Source organism: Pelagibius sp. 7325 (genome assembly GCF_037652055.1).
Lineage (GTDB): Bacteria > Pseudomonadota > Alphaproteobacteria > Kiloniellales > Kiloniellaceae > Pelagibius.
Map to the genome: position 1 here is coordinate 108831 of NZ_JBBKAH010000014.1, position 25719 is coordinate 134549.

Annotated in this window: 8 protein-coding genes; 1 reads left to right on the forward strand and 7 read right to left on the reverse strand. The window is 67.7% G+C overall.

The annotated features are described in order from the left end of the window. Positions 1 to 122 precede the first annotated feature (122 nt). On the forward strand, positions 123 to 16730 hold the full coding sequence (locus tag WDC82_RS24070) for a hypothetical protein (RefSeq protein ID WP_340119976.1): 16608 nt from the start codon (positions 123 to 125) through the stop codon (positions 16728 to 16730). A gap of 85 nt (positions 16731 to 16815) precedes the next feature. Here WDC82_RS24070 and WDC82_RS24075 read toward each other — a convergent pair whose 3' ends face one another. The 7 genes from WDC82_RS24075 to WDC82_RS24105 all read right to left on the reverse strand — a co-directional run bounded on the left by WDC82_RS24075 (position 16816) and on the right by WDC82_RS24105 (position 25696). Further along, entirely contained in the window at positions 16816 to 18012 is a 1197-nt protein-coding gene (locus WDC82_RS24075) for a nucleotide disphospho-sugar-binding domain-containing protein (RefSeq protein ID WP_340119977.1), read from the reverse strand. Positions 18013 to 18157: 145 nt separating this feature from the next. Then, positions 18158 to 19555 carry a glycosyltransferase family 4 protein gene (locus WDC82_RS24080; RefSeq protein WP_340119978.1) on the reverse strand — a complete coding sequence of 466 codons (1398 nt, stop codon included), beginning with the start codon at positions 19553 to 19555 and terminating at the stop codon, positions 18158 to 18160. 223 nt (positions 19556 to 19778) lie between these two features. Further along, a complete protein-coding gene (locus WDC82_RS24085; RefSeq protein WP_340119979.1) occupies positions 19779 to 20054 on the reverse strand; it encodes a hypothetical protein in 276 nt (91 codons plus the stop codon). Positions 20055 to 20240: 186 nt separating this feature from the next. Beyond that, entirely contained in the window at positions 20241 to 21326 is a 1086-nt protein-coding gene (locus WDC82_RS24090) for a trypsin-like serine protease (protein ID WP_340119981.1), read from the reverse strand. Next, the gene (locus WDC82_RS24095; RefSeq protein WP_340119982.1) at positions 21313 to 23409 is read right to left on the reverse strand and encodes an HD domain-containing phosphohydrolase; all 2097 of its coding nucleotides are present in this window, start codon (positions 23407 to 23409) and stop codon (positions 21313 to 21315) included. The genes WDC82_RS24090 and WDC82_RS24095 overlap by 14 nt, the downstream gene beginning before the upstream one ends. 35 nt (positions 23410 to 23444) lie before the next feature. Then, positions 23445 to 24173 carry a transglutaminase-like cysteine peptidase gene (locus WDC82_RS24100; protein ID WP_340119983.1) on the reverse strand — a complete coding sequence of 243 codons (729 nt, stop codon included), beginning with the start codon at positions 24171 to 24173 and terminating at the stop codon, positions 23445 to 23447. Between the two features lie 188 nt (positions 24174 to 24361). After that, positions 24362 to 25696, reverse strand: a complete 1335-nt coding sequence (locus tag WDC82_RS24105) for an HlyD family type I secretion periplasmic adaptor subunit (RefSeq protein WP_340119984.1) — start codon at positions 25694 to 25696, stop codon at positions 24362 to 24364. Positions 25697 to 25719: the final 23 nt, after the last annotated feature.

The window sequence follows — 25719 nt, forward strand, 5'->3', positions numbered from 1 at the left end:
GCTTTCCTTGCTATTACCACAGGATTTTCACAAACTGCGCGCAATTGGTTTATGGGGACCAGGGGCAATTATCGCGCGTAGCGCACATTTCAGCCCGGCCTGGTCATAACGGAGGAAGAATTATGACGGACGATCTCACCCGCGGTTACGACGCTCAGGAAGCCAACGTGACCGAGTCCGCCGAGGCTTATACTTCCGGTGCCGAGGGCACCCAGGGCATGGGTGCCGAGGGCACCCAGACGATGGGCGCTGTGGCCGTCGGCCAGGCCGGCGAGGCGATCGTCGTCAGCCGCCCGGCACCCGGCCAGACCGTCGAGATCCAGGTTGCTCCCGGACAGACCTACGTCCTGGACTTCGCGCCGGGTGACGCGCAGGTCCAGGTGCAGGGCGACAACTTCGCCCTTGCCTTCGATGACAACGGCGACGGGACGCCGGACAGCCAGATCGTGTTCCTCGATCTGGTCGACATCGTTGAGGCCGGCGATGCGCCGACCTTCCAGATCGGTGGCGCCGAAATCGGCTCCGACGTGTTGCTGGGTCAGGCGCTGGCGCTGGCGGGTCAGGGTGAGGCCCCGCTGGACGAGGTGGCTGCCGGACCGGACGCGGCGGGCGGCGGCGCGTCCTTTTACGACGACAATCTGGGCGACATTCTCGATCTGCTGGTGGCGCAGGGCGTGATCGACCCCGTGGAGTTGGAGTTCGGCGGCTTCAATGTCGAGGCCGACGAGATCATCCTGATTGATAACGAGGCGCCGCCCCTGCTGATCAACGAGATCGGCCTGAGCGTGAAGATGGGCATTCCGCCGCTGCCGGGTGAAGAAGGCGACGGCGGCATCTCCTATGGCGATCAGGTCGAGGCGGTCGAAGAACTCGAGTACAACTTCATCGAGCTGGTGAACACCTCCGATGACGACATCGATACCGACGCGCTCACTATCGAGATCCTGAATCCCGCCGGCGTGGTCGTGACCTTCGAAGTGCCCGACGGCATCACGATTCCGGCCGGTGGCTTCATCGTGTTCTACCAGCTGGCCGACGACACCGGCGCGCCGGGTGAGGACATCATCATCCGGGTGTTTGACGCCGACGGCAACGTGGTCGACGGAACCACCATCGCCGGCGCCGCCTTCTGGGACCTCGGCGACGACACCACCGAGGCCATTGCCGTCAACGTGGTGTTCGATGGCGACCAGTCCGTCGACTCCTTCGCGGCCAACGTCGACCAGAGCGACCTGGGCGGCATGACGGACCCTGACTTCGCCGGCGCGCCGGCCGGCTTCGGCTCGCCGCTGCTGAACCTCAGCTTCGAGACCTTCAACGGCCAGTTCACCGGCAACCACCACATCTTCTCCCGCGTCGATCTGGACGACACCAACAGCCAGAGCGACTGGACGACCAACAACACCCCGACCGACGGCACGCTGAACGATACCGTGATCGACGGCGGCGAAGGCTCGACCGACGACAATCCCTGGGACCCGCTGAACGACGACCTCAACCCGCAGCAGAACAACCCGGACCCGCTGGCCGGCCAGAACTTCCTGCAGGCTGAAGCGGGCGGCGACCTGGTCGAGGGCTACGGCGGTCCGGACTTCATCCTGGGCGAAACCGGCAACGACACGCTCTACGGCGGCAGCCAGGAGATGGTGCAGGACCAGGCGCAGAAGGTGCTGGATCAGTTCAATGAACTGTTCTTCGGCGGCGGCGTCTTCTCGGGCGGCGCGGCCGGACTGGACCACACCCCCAAGTTCAGCGACCACAACGACTTCCTGTTCGGCAATGCCGGTGACGACCAGATCTATGGCGGCTCTGGCGGCGACGTGGCGATCGGCGGCGAAGGCGACGATTCCATCGACGGCGGTACCGGCGACGACGCGATCTACGGCGACGGCGACGACAGCGAGGGCGGCCTGGGCGGCATGCCCGAGGGCGGTGAGGCCGGCGACGATGTGCTCGCCGGTGACGCGCTGAACAACATGCACTCCCTGCCGGTCGCAGAGGTCCCGATCGAGGAGATCCCGGACCAGCTGAACCTGCAGCTCGTGGGCGGCGGCGAGGGCGGCTATGTGCCGTTCGACGCCATTGCGATCATCGGCGGCAACGATACGATCGTGGCCGGCGGCGGTGACGACAAGATCTCCGGCGACGCCCTGGCGACCGACGATTCCGACGGCATCGCCAGTGCCTTCGCCTATTCGGACGACAGCATCCAGCGTTCCGAGGATGGCAACAATCAGGAAGACAGCGGCTTCGGCAACGACAGCCTTTCCGGGGACGAGGGCGATGACCTGATCGCCGGTGATGCCGGCGCCGTTGCCGAAGACGAAGCGGCAGCTCTGGCCGTGGCCAAGAACCTGGCCGTCTTTGGTGCGTCCCAGGCCGATGTCGGCAGCGACGAGATCGTCGGTGGCGATGGCGACGACGTGATTGGCGGCGAAGCGCTGGCCGTGTCCGAATACGGCATGGCCACGGCGCTGTCCTACAACACCGCCGACCGCGGCACGGGCTACGTCGCGGGCGACGCCGGCAACGACACCATCTACGGCGACGGCGGCGAGGGCGAGACGGGCGATGATGCCATCGGCGGCGATGCCGCCGCGGTGGGCTATATCGCGACCGCGATTGCCACCAATTCGGCCGACGATTTCGGCGGCGACGCCGGCAATGACGAAATCCACGGCGGCGACGGCGACGACGCCATCGCCGGCGATGCCCTGGCTCTCGCGACCGGCGGCTACGGTCTGTCGAAGACCGTGAACACTGCCAAGGATGCTGCCGAGGCGGGCAATGACAAGATTTTCGCTGGCGAAGGCGACAATGTCTTCTCCGGCGACTCGCTGACCATCGAGCACTTCGGTGCTGGCGATGAGGAGGAGCGCTCGGCCTACGCTTACAATACGGCGTATGACGGCGGCTCGGCCGGTGACGACCTGATCACCGCGGGCTCCGGCAACGATCTCGGCGCCGGCGATGCTGCCGAGATTTCGGTCTACGGCGACGCGCACGCCCACACCGGCAACACGGCCGGCGGCTGGAGCTCCAGCGCCGGCAACGACACCATCCTCACCGACGGCGGTGACGACACGGTGTCCGGCGGCTCGCTCGCCAAGGGCGCCGGCAGTGCGCTGGCGAAGACCGAGAACGGGGCCTATTGGGGCGGCGAAGCCGGCAACGACAAGATCTTCAGCGGCTCGGGCGACGACGTGGTTGCCGGCGACGCGCTGGCGATCGCGGACGGCAGCGGTCTTTCGGTGGCCAACAACACGGCGGTCGGCTACGGCGCGAAGGCGGGCAACGACCACCTCGACACGGGCAGCGGCAACGACGTCTTCTCCGGCGATGCCCTGACCATCGAAAACGGCACGGCGGTACCGAGCTCGGCCTATGCCAACAACGCCGCCTTCCTGGGCGGCAGCGCGGGCAACGACGCGATCTACGCCGGCAGCGGTGACGACCTGGGTGCCGGCGACGCGGTGGAGCTGTCGCAGGGGTCCGCTCATGCCGATGCCGACAACGAGGCCGTCGGTTACGGTTCGACGGCGGGCAACGACTTCATCAGCACCGACGGCGGTGACGATACCGTCTCCGGCGGTTCGCTGGCGAAGGGCGGCAGCAGCGCCTACGCCAAGACCAACAACGATGCCGACGACAAGGGCCAGGCGGGCAACGACAAGATCGTTGCGGACAGCTTCCCGTGGAGCGACGGCAACGATCAGGCTGCCGGCGACGCCATGGCGATCAGCGGCGGCTGGTACGGCCATGCCGAGGCCAAGGCCGACAATAAGGCCGACGATCACGGCTCCTCTGCCGGCAACGACACCATCTGGGCGGGCAGCGGCAACAACACCGCGGCCGGCGACGCGATGGCGGTGGCTCTGCAGCACGGTGGCGATGCCGAGGCTTACACCGACAACACGGCGACTGACGGCGGCTCGGCCGGCGACGACGAGATCCTGACCGGGGCGGGCAACGACATCGTCTCCGGTGGCTCCCAGGCGCGCGCCGACGACGAGGCCAAGGCCGACACCGACAACAAGGCGACGGGCTACGACTCCTCCGCCGGCAACGACACCATCGACGTCGGCGGCGGCTGGTGGAACAAGGTGGCGGGCGACGCCCAGGCGATCGCCGGGCGCATCGCCAAGGCGTTTGGCAAGAACGACGCCTTCGCGGGTGACAAGAACGACGCCGGCAACGACACCATCAAGGCAGGCTGGGGCAGCGACACCATCTCCGGTGACGCCCAGGCCGTCGCCGGGCATTACGCCGAGGCCAAGCAGGAGAACCATGCCGGCGGGCGTGGCCACGACGACGACCGCAATGAGGCCGGCAACGACTCCATCGAGGCGGGCGACGGCAACAACGCGGTAGCCGGCGAGGCGCAGGCGATCGCGTGGTTCGGCACGGCGAAGGCCGATGCCCACAACCATGCCGACAAGGACGAGGGCAACGACGCAGGCAACGACAAGATCACCAGCGGCTGGGGCGACGACACGGTCTCCGGCGACGCCCAGGCGATCGGCAAGTGGTACGCCGAGTCGGACGCCGTCAATAAGGCAGAGGGTCACGACGGCGACAACACCGCCGGCAACGACACCATCTATGCCGGCGACGGCGACAACCTGGTGGCGGGCGACTCGCAGGCGATTTCCTCGCACGGCGACGCCAATGCCTACGGCAGGAACGAGGCCATCGAGGACGCGGCCAACGGCGCCGGCAACGACCTGATCAAGACCGGCGACGACAAGGACACCATCTCCGGCGGTGCCATGGCGGTGGCCGACAACAAGGCCTATGCCAAGCAGGAGAACATCGGCGACAAGGGCGACGCCGGCAACGACACCATCTATTCCGACTGGGGTTCCCCGGATGACCACGACGTGGTCGCGGGCGACGCCCTGGCCCTCTCCAAGGGCTACGGCGAGGACTCCGAGGCGGAGGCCAAGGCCGACAACTACGCCGATGAGAATAGCGGCGACGCTGGCAACGATGTCATCTACGCCGAAGGCGGCGACAACAAGGTCGCCGGCGATGCCATGGCGATCAGCTACCATGACGACGCCGAGGCCTATGCCAACAACACCGCCGAAGACGGCGGCCAGGCCGGCAACGACACCGTCGTGACCTACGGCGGCGACGACACGGTCTCCGGCGACGCCCAGGCGATCGCCGAGGAGTACGCCAAGTCCGACGCCGACAACAAGGCGACCGGCTACAACTCCGACGCCGGCAACGACTGGCTCTCCGTCGACGGCGGCGACAACCTGGTGGCGGGCGACTCCCAGGCCATCTCGAAGGACGAGTCCGCCTATGCCTACGGCAAGAACGAGGCCTATGACGGCGACGGCAATGACGCCGGCAACGACACCATCACCTCCGGTTGGGGCGACGACACCATCTCCGGCGGCGCGCAGGCGGTGGGCGAGGACTACGCCTACGCCGAGCAGGAGAACAAGGCCGGCGGCAAGAAGCACGACGACGACTACAACCAGGCCGGCGACGACGAGATCTACGCCTCCAAGGGCGACAACGTGATCGCGGGCGACGCGCAGGCGATCTCCAGCGAGGGCAGCTCGAAGGCCAAATCGATCAACACGGCCGACAAGGACGACGGCAACAGCGCCGGCAACGACAAGATCGTCACCGACGAGTACGACCACTACGGCGACGACGTGATCTCGGGCGATGCCCAGGCGATCGCCAAGTGGCACGCGGAGTCCGTCTCCACCAATACCGCCAAGGGCGACCGGGACAACAAGGCCGGCAACGACTCGATCTATGCCGGCGAGGGCGACAACCTGGTGGCCGGCGACTCGCAGGCCATCGGCAAGACCGCCAACGCCTACGGCAAGAACGTGGCCGTCGACGACGCCGACAACGGTGCCGGCAACGACCACATCGTGACCGGCAACGACAAGGACACCATCTCCGGCGGTGCCATGGCGGTGGCTTCGGCCGCGGCCTATGCCAAGCAGGAGAACTACGCCGACAAGGGCGACGCGGGCAACGACACCATCTACTCGGACGCCGGCTCGCCGGATGACGACGACGAGGTGGCCGGCGACGCGATGGCCCGTTCGCAGGGCTGGTTCGGCGGCGAGGCGCATGCCGACGCCCACAACACGGCAAAGAACGCCAGCGGCGACGCGGGCAACGACAAGATCCGTGCCGGCGGCGGCGAGAACCGGGTGGCCGGTGACGCCATGGCCGTGAACACGGGTGGCACCGCCAAGGCGCACAGCTACAACACGGCCGAGGACGGCGCCCAGGCGGGCGACGACGACCTCGAGACCGGCAACGGCAACGACACCATTTCCGGCGACAGCCAGGCGCGCGCGTCGGGCTATTCCGAAGCGACCGCGACCAACCTGGCGACCGGCGGAGCCTCCGCGGGCAACGACTACATCGTCGCCGGCGGTGGCGAGAACAAGGTGGCTGGTGACGCCCAGGCCCTCTCGTGGGGCGACGACGCGGTCGCCAAGGGCTGGAATGACGCCAAGAAGGGCGACGGCAGCCGCGCCGGCAACGACACCATCCACGCCGGCAGCGCCGACGACACCGTCTCCGGCGGCTCCCAGGCGATCGGCCACAAGTCGGCCTTCGCCGAGCAGCAGAACCACGCCGGCGAGTGGGATAACGACGACGACAACAAGGCGGGCAACGACTGGATCGATGCCTACCAGGGCGACAACAAGGTCGCCGGCGACGCCCAGGCCATCGGCACGGGCAACGACTCCTGGGCGACGGCCAAGTCGCACAACCATGCTCAGGGCAAGGATGACGAGAAGGCCAACAACGCGGCCGGCAACGACACCATCCGGACCTGGTACGGCGACGACACGGTCTCCGGCGACGCACAGGCGATCGCCAAGAAGGACGCCAAGTCCTACTCCGAGAATGTGACCGAGGGCGACGGCAATGACGCCGGCAACGACGACATCTTCGTTGACGGCGGCAAGAACCTGGTGGCCGGCGACTCGCAGGCGGTGTCCAAGCACGACGACGCCGAGGCTTACGGCAAGAATGACGCCGGCTGGGGCGACGGCAACGACTCCGGTAACGACAAGATCGTCTCCGGCTGGGGCGCCGACACCATCTCCGGCGGCGCGCAGGCGGTGGCCAGTGATTGGGCCTACGCCGAACAGGACAACCACGCCGGCGGCAAGAAGCACGACGACGACTACAACGAGGCCGGCAACGACACGATCTACGCCGACAAGGGCGAGAACGTCGTGGCGGGCGACGCCCAGGCTATTTCCTCCTGGGGCAACGCCAAGGCCAAGTCGCACAACCACGCCGAAAAGGACTACGGCAACCGGGCGGGCAACGACTACATCGAGACCGGCCGCGACAGCGACAAGATCTCGGGCGACGCCCAGGCCATCGCCAAGTGGCACGCGGAATCCGACTCCGAGAACAAGGCCGAGGGCTATGACGGCGGCAATGGTGCCGGCAACGACACCATCTATGCCGGTGACGGCCACAACCTGATCGCCGGCGACTCCCAGGCCATCGGCCACACCGCCGATGCCTATGGCAAGAACCGCGCCACCCAGGACGGCGACAACGGTGCCGGCAACGACCTGATCGAGACCGGCAAGGGCGAGGACACCATCTCCGGCGGTGCCATGGCGGTGGCAACCGCTGCGGCCTTCGCCAAGCAGGAGAACTACGCCGAGAAGGGCGCCGCCGGTAACGACACGATCTACGCCGACGCCGAGGGCCCCGCCGCCAGCGACGACATCGCCGGCGATGCGATGGCCGTGTCCACGGGCACCGGCTACGCGGCCGACGCCAAGGCGGTGGCCAATAACGAAGCGCACTACAGCTCCGGCAGCGCCGGCAACGACTCCATCGAGGCCTGGTACGGCGAGAACCGCGTGGCGGGCGATGCCATGGCGGTGGCCGGCGACGACGCCGAGGCCTACACCAACAACAAGGCCTACAGCGGCGCCGAGGCCGGCAACGACACGATCTTCGGTGGTGGCGACGACGACACGATCTCCGGTGGCTCCCTGGCCATCGGCGAAGACGCCGTGACGGCCGACACCGACAACTACGCCACGGGCTCCGGTTCCAAGGCGGGCAATGACCACATCGAGGCTTTCGACGGCGACAACCTGATCGCCGGCGATGCCCTGGCGAAGTCCGCCAACGGTCTGGCCACCGCGCGGGCCACCAACACGGCCCACAGCGGTGCCGAGGCCGGCAACGACGACATCTCCACCTGGTCGGGCAAGGATACCGTGGCCGGTGACGCCCTGGCCTATGGCGCGGGTGTCTCCGCCCAGGCCAACAACGCGGCCACCGGCGGCGGCTCCGCGGGTGTCGACGCCATCAATACCTCCGGCGGCGACGACAGCGTGTCGGGTGACGCCCTGACCATCGAGACCGGCATCGGCTCGACGGCCACGGCGACCAACACGGCCGGCGGCTGGGGCAGCCAGGCCGGCGATGACTCGATCAACGCCGGCAGCGGCAACAACAAGGTCGCTGGCGATGCCGGCGAGTTCTCCGGTGGCGCGGCGGATGCGACCACCACCAACACGGCGACCGCCAACGGCTCAGCCGGCAACGACCGGATCGAGACCTATTTCGGCCACGACGTGGTGGCCGGCGACTCCCTGGCTTACGGCACGGGCGCCAGCAACGCCACGGTGGTGAACTCCGCCGAGACGGGCGGCAAGGCCGGCAACGACACCATCTACGCCGACATGTACGGCGGGGCGGGCAACGACACCATCTCCGGTGACGCCCTGGCCTTTGGTGCCGGTGCGACCAGTTCGGTCTCCAACACCTCCAAGTACGCCAGTCAGGACGGCCACCAGGCCGGCAGCGACAAGATCCGCGCGGGCGACGGCCACAACGTGGTCGCCGGTGATGCCGCCTCCATGGGCGCCAACAGCGGCAACTCGACGGTGAAGAACCTGGCCGAGTCCAACGTCAGCCCGAACACCGGGGCCGGCAACGACGATATCGAGACCGGCAACGGCTACGATACCGTCTCGGGCGGCTCGCTGGCAGAAGGCAACGGCGCAACGGCCTGGACCGAGAACAAGGCCCTGGCCAACACGGGCGACTACGTCGACACCTTCGCCGGCAACGACACCATTAAGTCCGGCGGCGGCAACGACATCGTCGCGGGCGATGCGCTGGCGACCGGTGACAACGGCACCGCGAACTCCGACAACATCGCGCAGGCCATGGGCGGCTACGAGCCCTGGGCCGAGGCCGGCAACGACGTGATCAACTCCGACGCCGGCAACGACGACGTCGGCGGCGATGCGGTCGCCACCGGCAAGTACGGCAAGGCGCAGTCCTCCAACCAGGCGTCGGCTTCGGCCGTCCGCGCCACCGCGCTGGCGGGTAACGACATCATCGATGTCGGCGGCAACCACGACGATGTGGCCGGCGATGCCCTGGCGACCAATGAGGGCGGCACCGCGGAGGCCAAGAACAAGGCCGTCGCGGACGAGGACCAGGGCAACACCAATCAGAACTACTCCGTCGCCAAGGCCGGCAACGACAAGATCACGGCCACCGGCGGCAACACCGGCGACCAGATCGCCGGCGACGCGGCCAGTGTCGACGACAAGGGCGGCGACGCGACCACGGAGAACACGGCACTGGCCGGTGAGAACTGGTACGAGGGCCATGCCGAGGCCGGCAACGACACCATCAAGGCCGGCGACGGCGGCGACGAGATCGCCGGCGGCTCCCTGGCCGCGGGTGAGGGTGCCTGGGCCAAGGTGACGAACCTTGCCAAGGCCTGGTTCGGCGGCAAGGCCGTCGCGGGCGACGACACCATCCATGCCGGCTATGGCAACGACACCATCTCCGGTGACGCCCTGGCCACGGGCAAGGACGGCAAGGCGGTCGCCAACAACACCGCGCAGGTCGTCGAGGACGAGGACCAGTGGGGCGGCAAGTGGTACGACAGCCACGCCCGTGCCGGTAACGACACCATCAATGCCTCCCAGGGCGGCGCAGCCGACATCCTGGCCGGCGACGCGGCCAGCACCAGCCACCAGGGCGGCAACGCTTATGCCAACAACACGGCGGATACCGGCTACAACTACGGCACGGCCGAGGCCGGCAGCGACCTGATCAAGGCGGCCGACGGCAACGATCTGATCTCCGGCGGCTCCCTGACCAAGGGTGCCGGTGCCACCGCGGACACCGACAACAAGGCGACCGCGTACAAGGGCACGGCCCTGGCCGGCAACGACACCATCGAGGCGGGCGACGGCTACGACACGGTGGCCGGCGACGCCCTGGCGCTCGGCGCCAACGGCACGGCCAAGTCGGACAACCAGGCGACGGCTGGGACCTACGGCACGGCCGGGGCCGGCAACGACAAGATCGATGCCGACGACGACGGCCGGTCGGATGTCCTGGCCGGTGACGCCGCGGCCGTGATCGGCAGCGGCACGGGCACCGCGACCGCCAACAACAAGGCGGACGGTGAGAATGCCACGGCCGGCAACGATACCATCCAGGCCGGTTGGGGCGCGGACATCATTGCCGGCGGTGCGCTGGTGAAGGGTCCGGCTGGCACGGCCACCACCACCAACGAGGCGCTGAACTACGGTAGCGCGGGCAACGACTCGATCGTTGCCGGCGGCGGCGCCGACACGGTATCGGGCGACTCCGGCTCGGTGGTCGTCACCGGCGGAACGGCGATCGCCAACAACGACGCCAGCTCCGGCGGCGATGCGGGTGCTGACGATATTGACGCCGGCAGTGGCGACAATGTGGTGGCTGGCGACGCCCTCGAGGTGGCCGGCAGCAACGCGAAGGCCTACGCCAACAACACGGCCAACGGCGACTCCTCCGACGCGGGCACCGACTACATCACCATGCAGGACGGTCACGACAAGGTCGGCGGCGACGCCCTGGCCATGGGGGCCGACGCCCTTGCCGAGGCCGACAACAAGACCACGGGCGGCGAGGCCGAGGCCGGCAACGACCGGATCGAATCTGGCGGCGGCAACGACTCGGTGGCCGGCGACGCGGCGGCGTTCGGAACGAACGCCGGTGCGGTGGCCAATAACACCTCCGAGTACGGCGGCACGGCCGGCGACGACAAGATCGAAGTCGGCAGCGGCGAGGACTGGGTGGCCGGCGACGCGGGCTCCTTCAGCGCCGACGGCGGCAATGCCACGGCCAACAACCTGGCCAAGGCGGATGCCAGCAACACCGACGAGTCCGGTGCCGGCAACGACTGGATCCAGGCGACCGGCGACGAGGGCAAGGACCGCATCGCGGGCGACGCACTGGCCGCGGGCGTGGCGGCCATCGCCACGGCCAACAACACGGCCGAGGCGCTGGACGGCACCTGGGATGCCTTCGCGGGCAACGACTCCATCGAGTCCGACATCGACAGCGGCGACGGCGACGACATCATCGCCGGTGACGCCCTGGCGACGGGTGCCGGCGGCGTGGCGAACGCCAACAACAGCGCCAAGGCGGGCGGCAACTCCCAGAGCGACGCCTTCGCGGGCAACGACACGATCCGCGCCGACGGCGACAACAACGTCATCGCCGGCGATGCCGCCAGCACCGACGTGGCCGGTGGCAACGCCACGGCGACCAACTTCGGCGAGGGCTCCGGCGACCAGTTCACCAACGAGGCCTCCGTCGGCAACGACTCGATCACCACGTCCGACAGCGACCAGGGCGGCACGGTGGACATCGTGGCGGGCGATGCCCTGACCATGGGTGCCAACACCACCGCCTGGGCCGACAACGACGGCGTCGGCAGCGGTCGCAGCACCGTGTCGGTCGGCAACGACTGGATCTCGGTGGGCTCCAACGAGGACTACGCCGCCGGTGAAGCGCTGGCTTTGGGCAACGGCTCGACGGCCGATGCCGACAACACGGGCACCGGCTCCAATGGCGCCTCGGTGAAGGTCGGCAACGACACCATCTACGGCGGCAGCGGCTACGGTTACCTGGCCGGTGAGGCGATGGCGGGCAATGCCTCGGGCGCGGCCACCAACGTCTCGGCCCTGGCCGACAACGACGGCATCGGCTACGACGACGCCTTCGTGAAGGTCGGCAGCGACAGCATCGTCGGTGGGTCGGGTGTCGACTTCATCGCCGGTGAGGCGCTGGCGCTGGGCGAATACGGCCAGGCGATCACCACCAACGACGGCACCGCCAACGGGACCAGCCACGTGGAGGTCGGCAACGACACCCTCGAGGGCAACGGGTCCGGCGACGCCATCTCCGGCGGCTCGCTCGCCACGGGCGACAACTCGACGGCGACGGTTACCAACACCGGCACCGCCAACAGCCCGGCCCAGGCCTTCGTCGACAACGACAAGATCAAGGGCGGCGACCACAGCGACCTGCTGGCCGGCGAGGCTCTGGCCACCGGTTACAACAGCTCGGCGACAGCCACCAACACCGGCACCGGGTACGGCACCGGCGAGGTGAAGGTCGGCAGCGACACCATCGATGGTGGCGGTCTCTTTGACGGGACCGGAAGCAAGATTGCCGGCGAGGCTTTGGCCAGCGGCGATTACGGCACGGCGACGGCCACGAACACCGGCACGGCCAACAATTCCAGCACCGTCATCGTCGGCAACGACGTGATCGACGGCGCCAGCGGTGCCGACGTGATCTCCGGCGACGCTCTGGCGACGGGCGACCACGGTACGGCCGAGGTCTTCAATACCGGCACGGCCAACAGCTCCGGCTACGTGACGGTCGGCAGCGACTCGATCACCGGCGGCTACGGCAGCGACAAGCTGGCGGGTGATGCCCTGGCCACCGGTGACGACAGCTCGGCCAAGGCGACGAACAAGGGGACCGGCTATGCCGAAGGTGTGGTCGCCGTCGGCAACGACACCATCGACGCCGGTGCGTTCCTGGATGTTCTGGACAGGGGCCAGATCGCGGGTGAGGCCCTGACCACGGGCTCCAACAGCGACGCGACGGGCACCAACACCGGGATCGGCGAGGGCAGCTCGACGGTGAAGGTCGGTAACGATCTCATCGTCGGCGGATTTGGTTTCGACGAGATCTCGGGCGGTGCTCTGGCGGCTGGCGATGACAGTGACGCCACCCAGAAGAATACCGCGACGGCTTCGGCCAGCGCCACGGTGCAGGCTGGCGACGACACCATCCATGCCAGCGCGAGCGGTGACAAGGTGGCCGGCGACGCCCTGGCGACGGGCGCCAACGGTACGGCCCTGGCCGAGAACACGGCGGCCGCCAGCGGCGGTGGCAAGGCCTCGGCCGGCGGCGACACGATCTATGGCAACTCCGGCAACGACACCATCTCCGGCGATGCCATGACCGGCCATGGCGGCAGCCATGCCACGGCGGCCAACACCGCGACGTTGGCCCTCCATGCCAGCGGCACGGCCAGCGCCGGCAGCGACGTGATCGAGGCCGGCGACGGTTCGAACAAGGTCGCCGGCGACGCCCTGACGCTGGGTGATTTCGCCAAGGCGACGGCGACCAACCGCGCCGTCTCCGAGGGGAACGGTAAGGCCCAGGCCGGTGACGACACCATCGCTGCCGGCTACGGCAATCACGAGATTGCCGGCGACGCCGCAGCCTTCGGCTACGGCGCCACGGCGGAGGCCACCAACTTCGCGGGCTTCGACACCTTCCTCCCGGGCGGTGCCGACGGAGCTTCGGCCGGCAACGACAAGATCACCGCGGGCGACAGCTCCTGGCTGTACGGCAAGTCCTACATCGCGGGCGATGCCCTGGCGGCCGGTGAGAACGGCACGGCGACCGTGCTGAACATCGTCAACGGCAACGGTGGCAAGGCAGGCAACGACACCATCGTTGCCGGCAGCCACGGCCAGGTGATCGCGGGTGATGCGCTGGCGTCGGGCCGCAACGGCAACGCGACGGTGACCAATACCCTCGGGCTCGGCGTCATCGGTGCGCTGGTTGGCAACGACCACATCACCAGTGGCAACGGTGCCGACCTGATCTCGGGCGACGCCCTGGCGAGCGACGGCGGCAACGCCACCGTCACCAACCAGGCCGTGGCCGGCGTGCCGAACAGCGGTGCGGACACCATCTTCGGCGGTGGCGGCAACGACACCATCGCGGGTGACGCCCTGTCTGTCGGCGGCACGGCGACGGCCAATATCGCTGGCCACGACTCGATCGACGGCGGTGAGGGCAACGACCTGATCTCCGGCGACGTGCTGGCGCTCGACGGCGGCACCGCGGTGCTGACCCAATTCGCTGGCAACGACACCATCTACGGCGGAGCCGGCAACGACACCATCTACGGCGACTCTTCCGACATCGACGAGAGCATCGGCGGTGATGACGTCATCCGTGGCGGCATCGGCAACGACCTCGTCTACGGCGGCGCCGGCGACGACCTCATCTATGGCGATGCCGGCAACGACAGCCTCTTCGGCGGCGTTGGCCTCGACACCATCTACGGTGGCGATGACGACGACTACATCGACGGCGGCGACGAGGACGACGATCTCTACGGCGATGCCGGCAACGACACGGTCTACGGCGGCCAGGGTCGCGACGAGATCTACGGCGACGCCGGCGACGACCGCCTGTACGGCGAGGAAGACAACGACTTCATCGACGGCGGCGAGGGCAACGACGTGGTTCACGGTGGCGGCGGTGCCGACACCCTGATCGGCGGCGAGGGCTCTTCGGACACCCTTTACGGCGGCAGCGACGACGACCTGATCTACGGCGACAACTCCGCTGACACAGGGTTCGACGACGACGTGCTGTACGGCGACAGCGGCAACGACACCCTGTACGGCGGTGGCGGCAACGACACCCTCTACGGTGGCGACGGGTCCGACTTCATGTACGGCGGCGACGGCGACGACGTCTTCTACGTCGATGACTTCGGCGACTTCGTCGACGGCGGCGCCGGCTTCGACACGGTGGTCTCGACCGTCAGTGTCAATCTCAACGACTTCGATAATGTTGAGAACGCCACTCTTCTGGGCGACGGGCCGGGCAACGTCATCGGCAACGATGACGCCAACCACCTGCAGGGCAACTCGGGTGCCAACTCCATCGAGGGACGCGGCGGCAACGACAGCATCGAGGGCTTTGGCGGCAACGACACCCTCGACGGTGGCGAGGGCGCCGACACCCTTGATGGCGGTGATGGCAACGACTCGCTGCTGGGCGGTGCCGACAACGACAGCCTGATCGGCGGTGCCGGCAACGATACCTTGGACGGCGGCACCGGTACGGACACCATGGCCGGCGGCGACGGCGACGACGTCTACTACATCGACTCTCTTGACGATGTGGTGACCGAGCTGGCCGGCGAAGGCAATAACGACACGGTCTACATTTCCGTGGCGGGCTACAACGGTGATCTCTCCAACGTCGAGAACGTCATCCTGGTGGGTGACGCACTGACCTACCCGGCCAATCCGGAGACGGATGGCCAGGGGATCGTCGGCACCGGGGGCGACGACACCATCGACGCCGGCCTGGGCAGCGACTTCGTCTTCGCTGGTGACGGTGCCGACGTGGTCTACGGCGGCGAGGGCGGTGCTGGCCATCGTGACACGATCCACGGCGGCAACGGTGCGGACCTCATCTACGGTGACGATCCGACCGACGCCGATCCGTCAACGGGTGACGACGACCTCCTGTTCGGCAACGAAGGCAGCGACACTATCTACGCTGGTGGCGGCAACGACTCCGTCGACGGCGGCACGGACAACGACCTGCTGTATGGCGGTGCTGGTGCCGACACCCTGTCGGGTGGCGCGAACTCCGACACCCTCTACGGCGGTGCCGACGGCGACCTGCTGCTCGGTGGCGGCGACAGTGACCGTCTCGAAGGTGGAGATGGCGATGACACCCTGGACGGCGGCGACGGCATCGACCTGCTGATCGGTGGCGATGGCGACGACCTCTACATTGCCGACCCGCTGGACAGCATTATCGACTCTGACGGCAACGACACCATCGTCGGGTCGTTCAGCATCAACCTGAACAACTACGCCGGCATCGAAAATGCGGAGCTGCTGGAGTTCGCCGGTAACGCCTCCCTGACCGGCAACGCTGGTGACAACCTCCTGATTGGCAACGAGTTCGGGAACACCATCAACGGCCAGAACGGTGCCGACACCATCTATGGCGGCGACGAGCTCATCGGTGGCGACAGCATCCTCGGTGGCAACGGCAATGACCTGATCTACGGCGAGGGCGGCGACGACACCATCGACGCCGGTGACAACAGCGGTGCGGACACGGTCTACGGCGGCCTCGGCAACGACCGGATCGAAGCCGGCGGCAGCAGCGACCTGCTGCATGGTGACGAGGGCAACGACACGATCGACGGCGAGGGCGGTGCCGACACCATCTTCGACGGCACCGGCGAAGACCTCATCATCGGCGGTGACGATGCCGACCTCATCAACCTCGCGGCCGATGGCGAGACCGACACGGTCATGATCCTCAACTCGGGTGAGATCGGGGATACCGTGAACGGTTTCGACGCCGGCGACCTCCTCTCGGGCGGCGATATCCTGGATATCTCCAGCCTGCTGGACGAGGGCGACTTCACCGGCAGCGACCTGGCCGGAGCGATTGCCGACGGCTACGTGACGCTGGTCCAGAACGGTGCCAACGTGGACGTCATGGTGGATCTCGACGGTACGGCGGGGGCGGGCACCTCGTCCCTGGCGGTGACGCTGAACGACGTGCTGGCGAGCGACCTCACCACCAACAACAACATCGTGGTCGACTAAGACGCCACGGCGTTCATAACCCCTACCCGGGCCCGGCGGGAAACCGCCGGGCCCTTTTTCTTTTGCGCGGGAAGGCGTGCCGCTGCTAATGGGCCGCTCTGCGGCCGTCCAGGATCGCGAGGCAGGTCTCGACGATCGTCTCGACGCTTTTGAGTGGACCGCGCGCGGCGATCGCCTGCGACAGGGTGACGGCACGGGCGGCCATTTCCGCATCACCGGCCACCGCGTCCAGCACGGGCGGCAGGCCGGTCTCGCTGGTCTCCTTGGCGCCCAGCAGGTGGCCGACACCCTGGGCGACGAGGGTGTCGGCGGAAAGACGCGCCTCCATGTGGGTCGGCAGCAGGATCTGCGGGCGCCCGGCGCTCAAGGCCGCGCAGCAGGTGCCGTTGCCGCCGTGGTGCAGGATGACCGTCGAGCGTTCCAGCAGCTCGGCCATCGGCTGCGGTTCGCGGTGGACCGTGAGGCCGGGCCGCGCGATTTCCTTGGCGATGTCGTCGGTCATGCCGCGCGAGAAGACCTCGCCGCTGAGGCCGCTCGCCTTCAGGCCCTGCAGGAAGGCGCGCGTCTTCTTGTGCTCCAGGCTGACGTAGGCGAAGAAATGTGGTGCCTTGGGCAGCGGCATCGGCTGCTGCAGGCCCTCGACCGGGCCGACCACCGGGTCCTGGCGCAACGCGCCATAGGGGTCGAGCTCGGGCAGGGTGCAGACCATGCGCCCGGCGGTGCGGAAGGGCTCGGTCACCGTCTTGGGGACCGGCAGGCCGTGCGCCTTCTGGACGTCCTGCATGACGCGCAGCACATGGCCGGGCTGGACCAGCGGCTTGGTGCGCGTCTTGCGGAAGATCGGGAAGCGCGCGCCCTGCGCCGGCGGCATGGTGAAGCCGTCGGCGACCTGCACCACCGGAATGCGCCCGAAGCAGGCGAGCAGCAGGATCGGGCTGTGGTCGGCGACCACCAAGTCGGCCTTGGCCTGGGTCAGCAGGGTGCGCCAGGCCAGCAAGCCGGCATGCAGCGTCTGGCGGCGGAAAAAGCCGGAGGCGCACATGATGTCGGCGTAGTCGGCCAGCGGCGCCGGGTTGGGCGCGCCGGGGATGCGCGCGACGAGGTCGGGCACCGGCAGGATGGCGCGGTGCTCGCGCGCCAGCAGCACCGCGTTCTCCTGGATGTTGCGCAGGAAGAAGGTGACCCGATGGCCGCGCGCCTCCAGGGCGCGCACGATGGGCATGAGGCGGTGGACGTGGCCGTGGCCGCCGCCCAGTTCGTAGCCGACGAGAATATGGGCCATGCGCTGTGCTTTCCGCTGACTAGGACGCTGCCCTTAGCCCCGTCCTTCGAGACGGACCTTCGGTCCTTCTCGGGATGAGGCAAGGGTTGATCGTGACCCTCATGGTGAAGAGCCCGCGCAAGGCTTGCCGCTTCCCGCTACGGGCCTAGCCGCGCGCCCGGGCAGGCTTCTTGCCGCCACGCCCCTTCACCGTCTTCTTCTTCGCCGCGGCCTTGCCGGTCTTTTTCGCGGTCTTATTGGCCGGCGCCGCCTTCGCGACGGTCGCGCCCTTGAGCGACCGGTAGTTCGGCCGGCCGGGCGTGCCGCCGGGCACCGGGCGCTTGCCCCCCACCAGCTGGCCAATCAGCTTCAGTTGCGCGGTGAGGCAGTCTTCCAGCGCATAGTTCTGCACGATGGTCTGGCGAGCCTTCTTGCGGATCGCCGCCATGCGGTCCTTGTGGTCCAGGACCTCGTCGACCCGCCCGGCGACGGCTTCGTGATCGAAGAAGTCGACCAGCAGGCCGTTGACGCCGTCCTTGATGACCTCGGTCACCGGCTGCGTGGCGGAGGCGACGAGGAGACACTCCGACGACATCGCCTCCAGCATCGACCAGGACAGCACGAAGGGGTAGGTCAGGTAGACGTGCACGCCTGAGACCTGGATGACCTTCAGGTAGGTCGCGTAGGGCACGCGTCCGATGAAGAAGACGCGGCTCATGTCGAGGTCGACCTGTTCCAGCATCTGCTTGCGGTAGGTCTGTCCGTCGGGCAGGGCGCGGCCATAGCTCACCTCGTCGCCGCCGACGATGATGATCTTGGCCTTGGGCCGCCGCTTGAGGATCAGCTCGGCGGCGCGCATGAACTGCGGGAAGCCGCGGTAGGGCTCCAGGTTGCGCACCACGAAGGTGACGATTTCCTCGCCCTGGCTCAGCTTCGTGGTGGCGCCGTCGGTGTTGCGGATCTCGAGGAAGGCACCGCCGTCGGGCGTGCAGACCGAGGTGTCGATACCGTCATGGATGACGGAGATCTTGTACTGAAATTCCGCCGGGTACTGCTGGAACTGCCAGTAGGTCGGCGCCATGCCGGCGTCGGCCGACTCAAGGCCCATGAACTGGATGATGTTCTTGGTGCGGATGCGGCAGTGGGTGTCCAGCGTCACCGGGCTCTCCGGGTCGAAGCCGACGTCGGAGCCGACGGAGTGGTAGTAAAACTCGAAGAATCCCAGCAGCGGCGTGTCGGGATAGACGTCCTTCAGGTACAGCGTCTCGCCCCAGCCGGGGTGGCCGACAATGACGTCGGGCACGAACCCCTCGGCCTTCAGCGCCAGAGCCTTCCGCGCCACCTCCTGCGCGTGGAGGATGCCGCGTTCAGCGTCGCGGATGTAGCGGTGGGTCGATTCCGACGGCTCGCGATGCGGCTTGTAGAGCACCTTCTTGATGTTGGGCAGCTCCAACCCTTCGCGCTTGGTGATGAAGACGACGGTGTTGTCCGTGTCCGCGGCCAGGCGCTGGCAGATGTGCTTGTACTGCCCCGGCATGTTCTGGTGCACGAAAAGGTATTTCATGAGTGGAGACCCGCGGAGTGCTGCTGGGCAGGGAGGGAGCGGGGAGTCCTTCTCCGACCGTCATCGCCGGGCTTGACCCGGCAATCCATATCCGCGGCGGTCCCCGAACGCTCCAGCAAGGCTCGGTGCCGCGGCGAAAGGAGCCTTCGGGTCAAGCCCGAGGGTGACGATCGCGTGGTGGTGAAGGAGAAGCTCTCCGGCATGAGAGGCGTGAATGCTGTCGTCACAGGTTGGAGAGCGCTTCGTCCAACTCGTCGCCCTTTTTGCCCTCGCTCTCCAGGCGGTCCTTCTCCGACTGGCGCTCCTGCAGTTGCTCCAGGGCCTTGGCGAGCTGCAGGGTGAGGTTCTTCAGCGAGCCGACCGGCATCAGCAGGGTGCCGGTGCTCTGCGAGCTCAACTCCGCCTTGCCGTCCTTGCGGCGCAGCTGGACCAGTTCGATGCGCACGACGCCGTTGGACACGATGATGGAGCCGGTCCCGTCCGCGAAAATCTCCGTCATGAAACGCTTTCCTTCTGTCGATCTCTTGCAAGGGTGTTGGCGCAAAAAGGTGCCGAGGCGCGCCGCAATCAAATAGGCCCTGCCGCCGGGCAGTGGGTCGCAAAATTCAGCGCTCTGGATATCAGGAATGGCGTCGATAATCCAGGTTGCCTGCGGGTTTGCACGAAGGCCCCGAAGCGCAGGGTGTCACGGCGTCGAGGCATGCAGCAGGTGCCCCATGACCGCGATGGAGGGCTTGCCGCTCCTGGCCAGTCCGTTCTCGTCCTGGAAGCGGCTGAGCGCCGCGCTGCGGGCGTCCCCCGAGGGGCCGCCGGCGGTCAGCTGCAGGTAGCCGAGTTTGGCCAGCAGGTTGTCGATGGTGGTGAGTGGCACCCGCGCCGCCGCGCTGCCGGCTCCAGGCAGCTGGCCGGCTGCCCACCGCACCGACGTGGCGGCCAGCGCCCGCACGGCGTCCGCGCGCCCGCCGTTGGGATGGAACAGGCTGAGCGACAGCACGCCGCCCAGGTGCTGCTTTTCCTTCAGCACCAAGTCGATGGTGTGCAATCCGATGGCGAAGAACTCCCCGTCGGCGTAGAGCAGCAGGGGCGATCCCGAGTCGCCTTGGATCACGTCGCAGTCGTGCAGCAGCAGCCGGCCGCCCTGGATGACCCCGGCAAGGGCGCAGGCCCAGCCTGCGGTCATCACATGCGCGCGGTCGCGGCGATAGCCGGCCTGCAGCAGGAGGGCATCACCGGCCTTGACGCGCGATTGCATCAGGCTGTCCAGCGCCTTGATCCCAAGCCAGCCCGCCTGGCGGCCCAGCGGCTCGGCCAGCGTCAGGATCGCCCAGTCGTTCGACGCCGCCTTCGGATCCGGTTTCGGGTTGTAGACGTAGGTCTCGGGCCGGCTGTAGCTGGCGATCTTGGAATGCAGGATGTAGCGGTCGCGCTGATAGCCGGCGATGAAATGCAGCTCGATGGCGCCGCGCCAGCGCCCGACCACTGGGTCGTAGAGGCAATGCGCCGCCGTCAAGACATGACGCTCGCCGATCAGAAACCCCGTGCAGTGGCCCCGGCCGCCGGCGTTCACCCGTCCGATGGCACTCCAGGGGTACTCCATCGCGTTCACTTCGACGCGGCGCTCGGGCTGCAGCAGTTGTGCGGCGGATGGCGGCGGGAAGAGGACGGTGGCGGCGAGGACGGCGAGCACCAACGACAGCCGCGCGGCCCCGCGCGCCAGGCGGCAGGCGAGGATTCCGCGTCCGGCCTGCGGCGCGGCCTCAGGCCGTCGCAATACTGGCGATAATTTTTTCACCCGGGACCGTCGCCACCACCTGTTTCAGCGCCTCGATCACTCTTGGATCGTAGCGCGTCATGTTTTCCGCGAGAATATCGAGGACCGCGTCAGGCGCAAGCCCGGCGCGGTAGGAGCGCGGCTCCAGGCGCGCGCAGAACACGTCGCAGGCACCGAGAATCCGTCCGGTCAAGCGGATCTGGTCGCCCTTCAGGCCGTGGGGATAGCCTTCACCATCCAGCCGCTCATGCATCTGGGCGATGGTCTCGACGACCGGCAGCTCGAAGTCGATGCCCTGCAGCAGGTCGACCGCGTGGTCCACGTGGCTTTCCATCTCCTTGATCTCTTCGGTCGTCAGGCGCGCCGGCTTGGTCAGGAGCTCCTTGCGGATGGCCAGCTTGCCGATCTGCGAGAGGTTGGCCGCCAGCTCTAGCGTCGCCAGCTCCTCGTCGCTGCAGTCCATTTGCCTGCCGACGGCGACGGCGAACTCCGCCACCCGCCGCGAATGCCCGCCCAGGTAAGGATCGCGCAGCTCGATGGCGCGCACCAGGGCGATCACCATCTGCTGGATGGCGCGCTCCTTTTTGTGGCGCTGCTCGACCAGCTCGGTGATATCGCGGGTGACGGAGACGATGCCGCCCGGTGCGCCGGCGGCATCCAGGAATGGCACCTTGGAAATCTGGAGGTAGCGCCGCACCCCGTCGAGATAGACCTCTTCGTCGGCGGTCACCGCCTCGCGGCTGCTCAGGACGCGGCGGTCGGTGAGCGCCATCCGCTTGGCCGTGCCCTGGCCGAAGATCGCCGCGTCGTCGAGGCCGACCATCGATTCGGGACTGCGCGAGACCGCCTCGGCGAAAGCCGGGTTGACGTAGCGGTAGGTGCCGTCCGGCGTCTTCAGGCCGATGTATTCCTGGATCGTGCCGTTGATGCTGTCCAACAGCTGCTTCTGGCCTTGGATGCGATTGGCCAGCGTGCGGTATTGCTCGGCCAGAGCGCGGTCGTGCAGGCTGGCGAGACGCCACCAGAAGGCACCGAAGGCGACGGCCATGGCAATGACGACCAGCACGGCGACGATGACCGCCGCGGTGGTGTAGGTCGCCAGCGGCCGCTCGGCGACCGCCGCCTCGATCTCTTCCAGCACCCACCAGGTCGGGCCGGAGACCATGGCGCCGGCCGAGTACACGGTACCGGCTCCGGCCAGGGAGGCGCGGCGGCCAAAAGGAATCTCGCCGGCGGCGAGGTCGAAGCCGTCGATGCGCACCGGTGCGACGCTGTTGGCGGCGCCTGGCTCGATGCGCTGCAATTGGTCGTTGGAAAGCTGCAGCAGGATGCGGTGCGTGCCCGGGCTGGCGAGCGGATCGCCGGCGAGGAATTCCGAAAGCGCGCCGGTCAGCGGCACCACCAGCACCAGGGTGGCGACCGGCTTGCCGCGGCCCGGTTCCACCTGCGCCGCGTAGATCGGCGCCGCCAGGTCCATCACCAGGCCGGCGGGGACGCTGCGCGCCGCGCCGTAGGCGGTCTGGCCGCGCTCGATGCTGTCGAGCGCCAGATGCCGCTGCTGGACGGAGAAGGGCATGGCGCCGCTGGAGGTGACGAAGGCGTCGCCGTTGCGGCCGACCAGATAGGCGGCCAGGAAGTCGGCATTGCCGGCGAAGTCGCTGATGATGCGTTCGATGAAGGGGACCTGCTCGACCAGCGGCACGCCGAGGCCGGCCTGGTCCTCGCTCGGCGGGGCCACCATCTTCGACATGTCGCCGCCGGCCAGGTCCATCTCCGATGAGAACAGGCGCAGCAGTTCGCTCTCGACCACCGGCTCGGCGAGCCGGCGGGTGCCTTGCAGCCAGGTCGAGATCACGCCGGCCTGTCCGGTGGCGGTGATCTGCAGACGCTCGGCGATCTGCTCGCCGAGCTGGCTCTTCTTGGCGCCGATGGTCAGCGTCGGGACCAGCACCGCGGCAATAGCGATGACGGCCAGGACCGCGGCGCCCCAGGCGAGCAGGCGCCCGCGCTGGCCCGGCTCGGGCCGGCTGCGCGGCGTGGAAAAATCCAGCAGCGCGCCGTGCTGATCGCTTTGCGTCGTCATCTCGCTGTTATCCCATAGTACGCATTAACGATAGTTTACAATGATGCGGTGCGGTTCTTGTCGTAGAAGTGCGCCCAACGGGTCGTCTCGTTCATCGAATACTGCGGCACGTAGTGCTTATATTTCTTATGGGAGAACACCAGGTCCGTCAGGCTGTCGAGGATCAGGATGTCGCCTAGCCCGTAGACGGCCAGCACAGCATGGCCGATGCGCCGGATACGGTCCATGAGGATGACGATGCGCAGCTGCTCGTTGTCGTAGCCGAGGTCGCGCAGGGCGAAGAACTTGGCGATCGAGTAGTCTTCGCAGTCGCCAGAGCGCTTCATGAATTCCTGCGGGGTCGCCCAGAACTCGCTGACGCCGTAGAGCTCGCGGTCGATCTTGTAGGGCCAGCGGTTAAAGTAGCCGTTGACGGTTTTCAGCTGCTCCAGCTGCGGCTTGCCGCGGGCGGCGGTGGAGACCTCGCGCCAGGACTTGAGGCCGGCGGTCGAGCAGGCGGCCGGGTTGTCGAGGCAGGCGCGGAACAGCTTGCGCTCGGTCTTCATCTTGGACAGCACGCGTGCCCACTGCGGCAGCGCGGTCAGGTTGGCCGAGGAGATCTCGGTCGAGCCGAACAGGCCGCCGCCCGGGTTGTCGTTGGACTTCATGAAGTCCTGCAGGGTCTGCGCGACCGCCTCTCCGGTCCAGGCAGCCGGCAGCAGCAGGCCGCTGGCAGCGGCCCCCGCGATGGCGGCTCCGTGGCGCAGAAAGGCTCGGCGATCCAAGAAAAGGCTCCTGGTTGCGGGGCGGGAATACGGCTTTTGAACCGCATCCCGCGCGTCCTAGGAGGATCGCCGTTTTGGCTTAATGGAGCTTTGCCAAAGGTGGTTTACGCGGTCCGCAAAGGGACCGCTGGAATCGGCGGAAAACCGCAGATTCCGGGGCGGCAGGTGGTTAACGGGAGGGCGGCGCCTCAGCGCTCGCGCAGGGCCGAGTCCTTGGCCTTGAGGATCGGCTTCAGGATGTAGTCCAGCACCGACTTTTCGCCGGTCAGGATTTCCGCCGTCACCGTCATGCCGGGGATGATCGGCAGCGTCTCGCCGCGGTGGTGCAGCGCGTTCTCCTCAGTGCGCAGGTAGACGTGATAGAAGCTCTCGCCTTCCTCGTCCCGGATGGTGTCGGCCGAGATGCGCACCAGCTTGGCGGTGAGGCCGCCGTAGATCGAAAAGTCGTAGGCGGAGACCTTGATCACCGCCTTCTGGTCGGGACGCAGGTAGGCGATGTCGGCCGGACGGACCCGGGCCTCGACGATCAGGGAGTCGTCCAGCGGCACGATCTCCATGATGTCCTCACCGGGCTGGATGACGCCGCCGACGGTGTTGATCTTCATGTCCTTCACGGTGCCGCGCACCGGCGAGGTCACCGCCGTGCGGGTGACGCGGTCCTGGCCGGCAAAGAGCGACTGTTCGATCGACTTGCGCTCGGCACGGGTCTTGTTCAGCTCGTCCGAGGCGTCGGTCTGCGCGGTCAGCTTCATCTCCTCGATGCGCTCGTTGGCTTCCTGCTGGGCCGACTGCAGGCGGGGCAGCGCCGCGCCGATGGTGCGGATCTCGCCTTCCAGGTCGGCGACCTGGCGTTCAATGCGGATCAGATCGATGCGCGGCATGACGCCCTTCTGGACCAGCGGCGCCATGATCGCCAGTTCGTCGCGCGCAAGACCCAGGCTCTGCTGCAGCTGCTGGCGGCGGCTGTTCATCTCGGCCACTTCCTGCTTGCGCTGGACGGCCTGGGATTGAAGCACGTTGATCTGCGCTTCCAGCTGGCGCCGGCGCGCGTTGAACAGGCGCTGCTGGTCGGCGGCCACGGTGGGGGCCTCTTCCAGAACGCCCGCCGGGAAGGTCACCGCATCTTCACCCTCCAGTTCGGCCATGAGGCGCGCCTCGGTGGCCTGCAGGCTGAGGTACTGCGAGCGGGCGTCCTCCAGGTTCGCCTGGGCGACCGTGTTTTCGATGCGCACCAGGACGTCGCCGGCCTGGACGATGTCGCCTTCGTGGACCAGAATCTCCGCCAGGATGCCGCCTTCCAGGTTCTGGATCACCTGGGTGCGGGAGGAGGGGACGATGGTGCCCTCGCCGCGGGTGACCTCGTCGAGCACCGCATAGTGGGCCCAGACGCCCATGACGGCGAAAAAGGCAACCGACAGCACAGTCAGGATATAGGCGAAGCGCCGCCCGCGGTGGCGGGTGGCGGCATGCACATCGGGCATGAAGTCCAGATCGTCGCGATCGTAAACGCCGTGTGCACTCATCTTTGTCTTGTCCTCGTTATGCC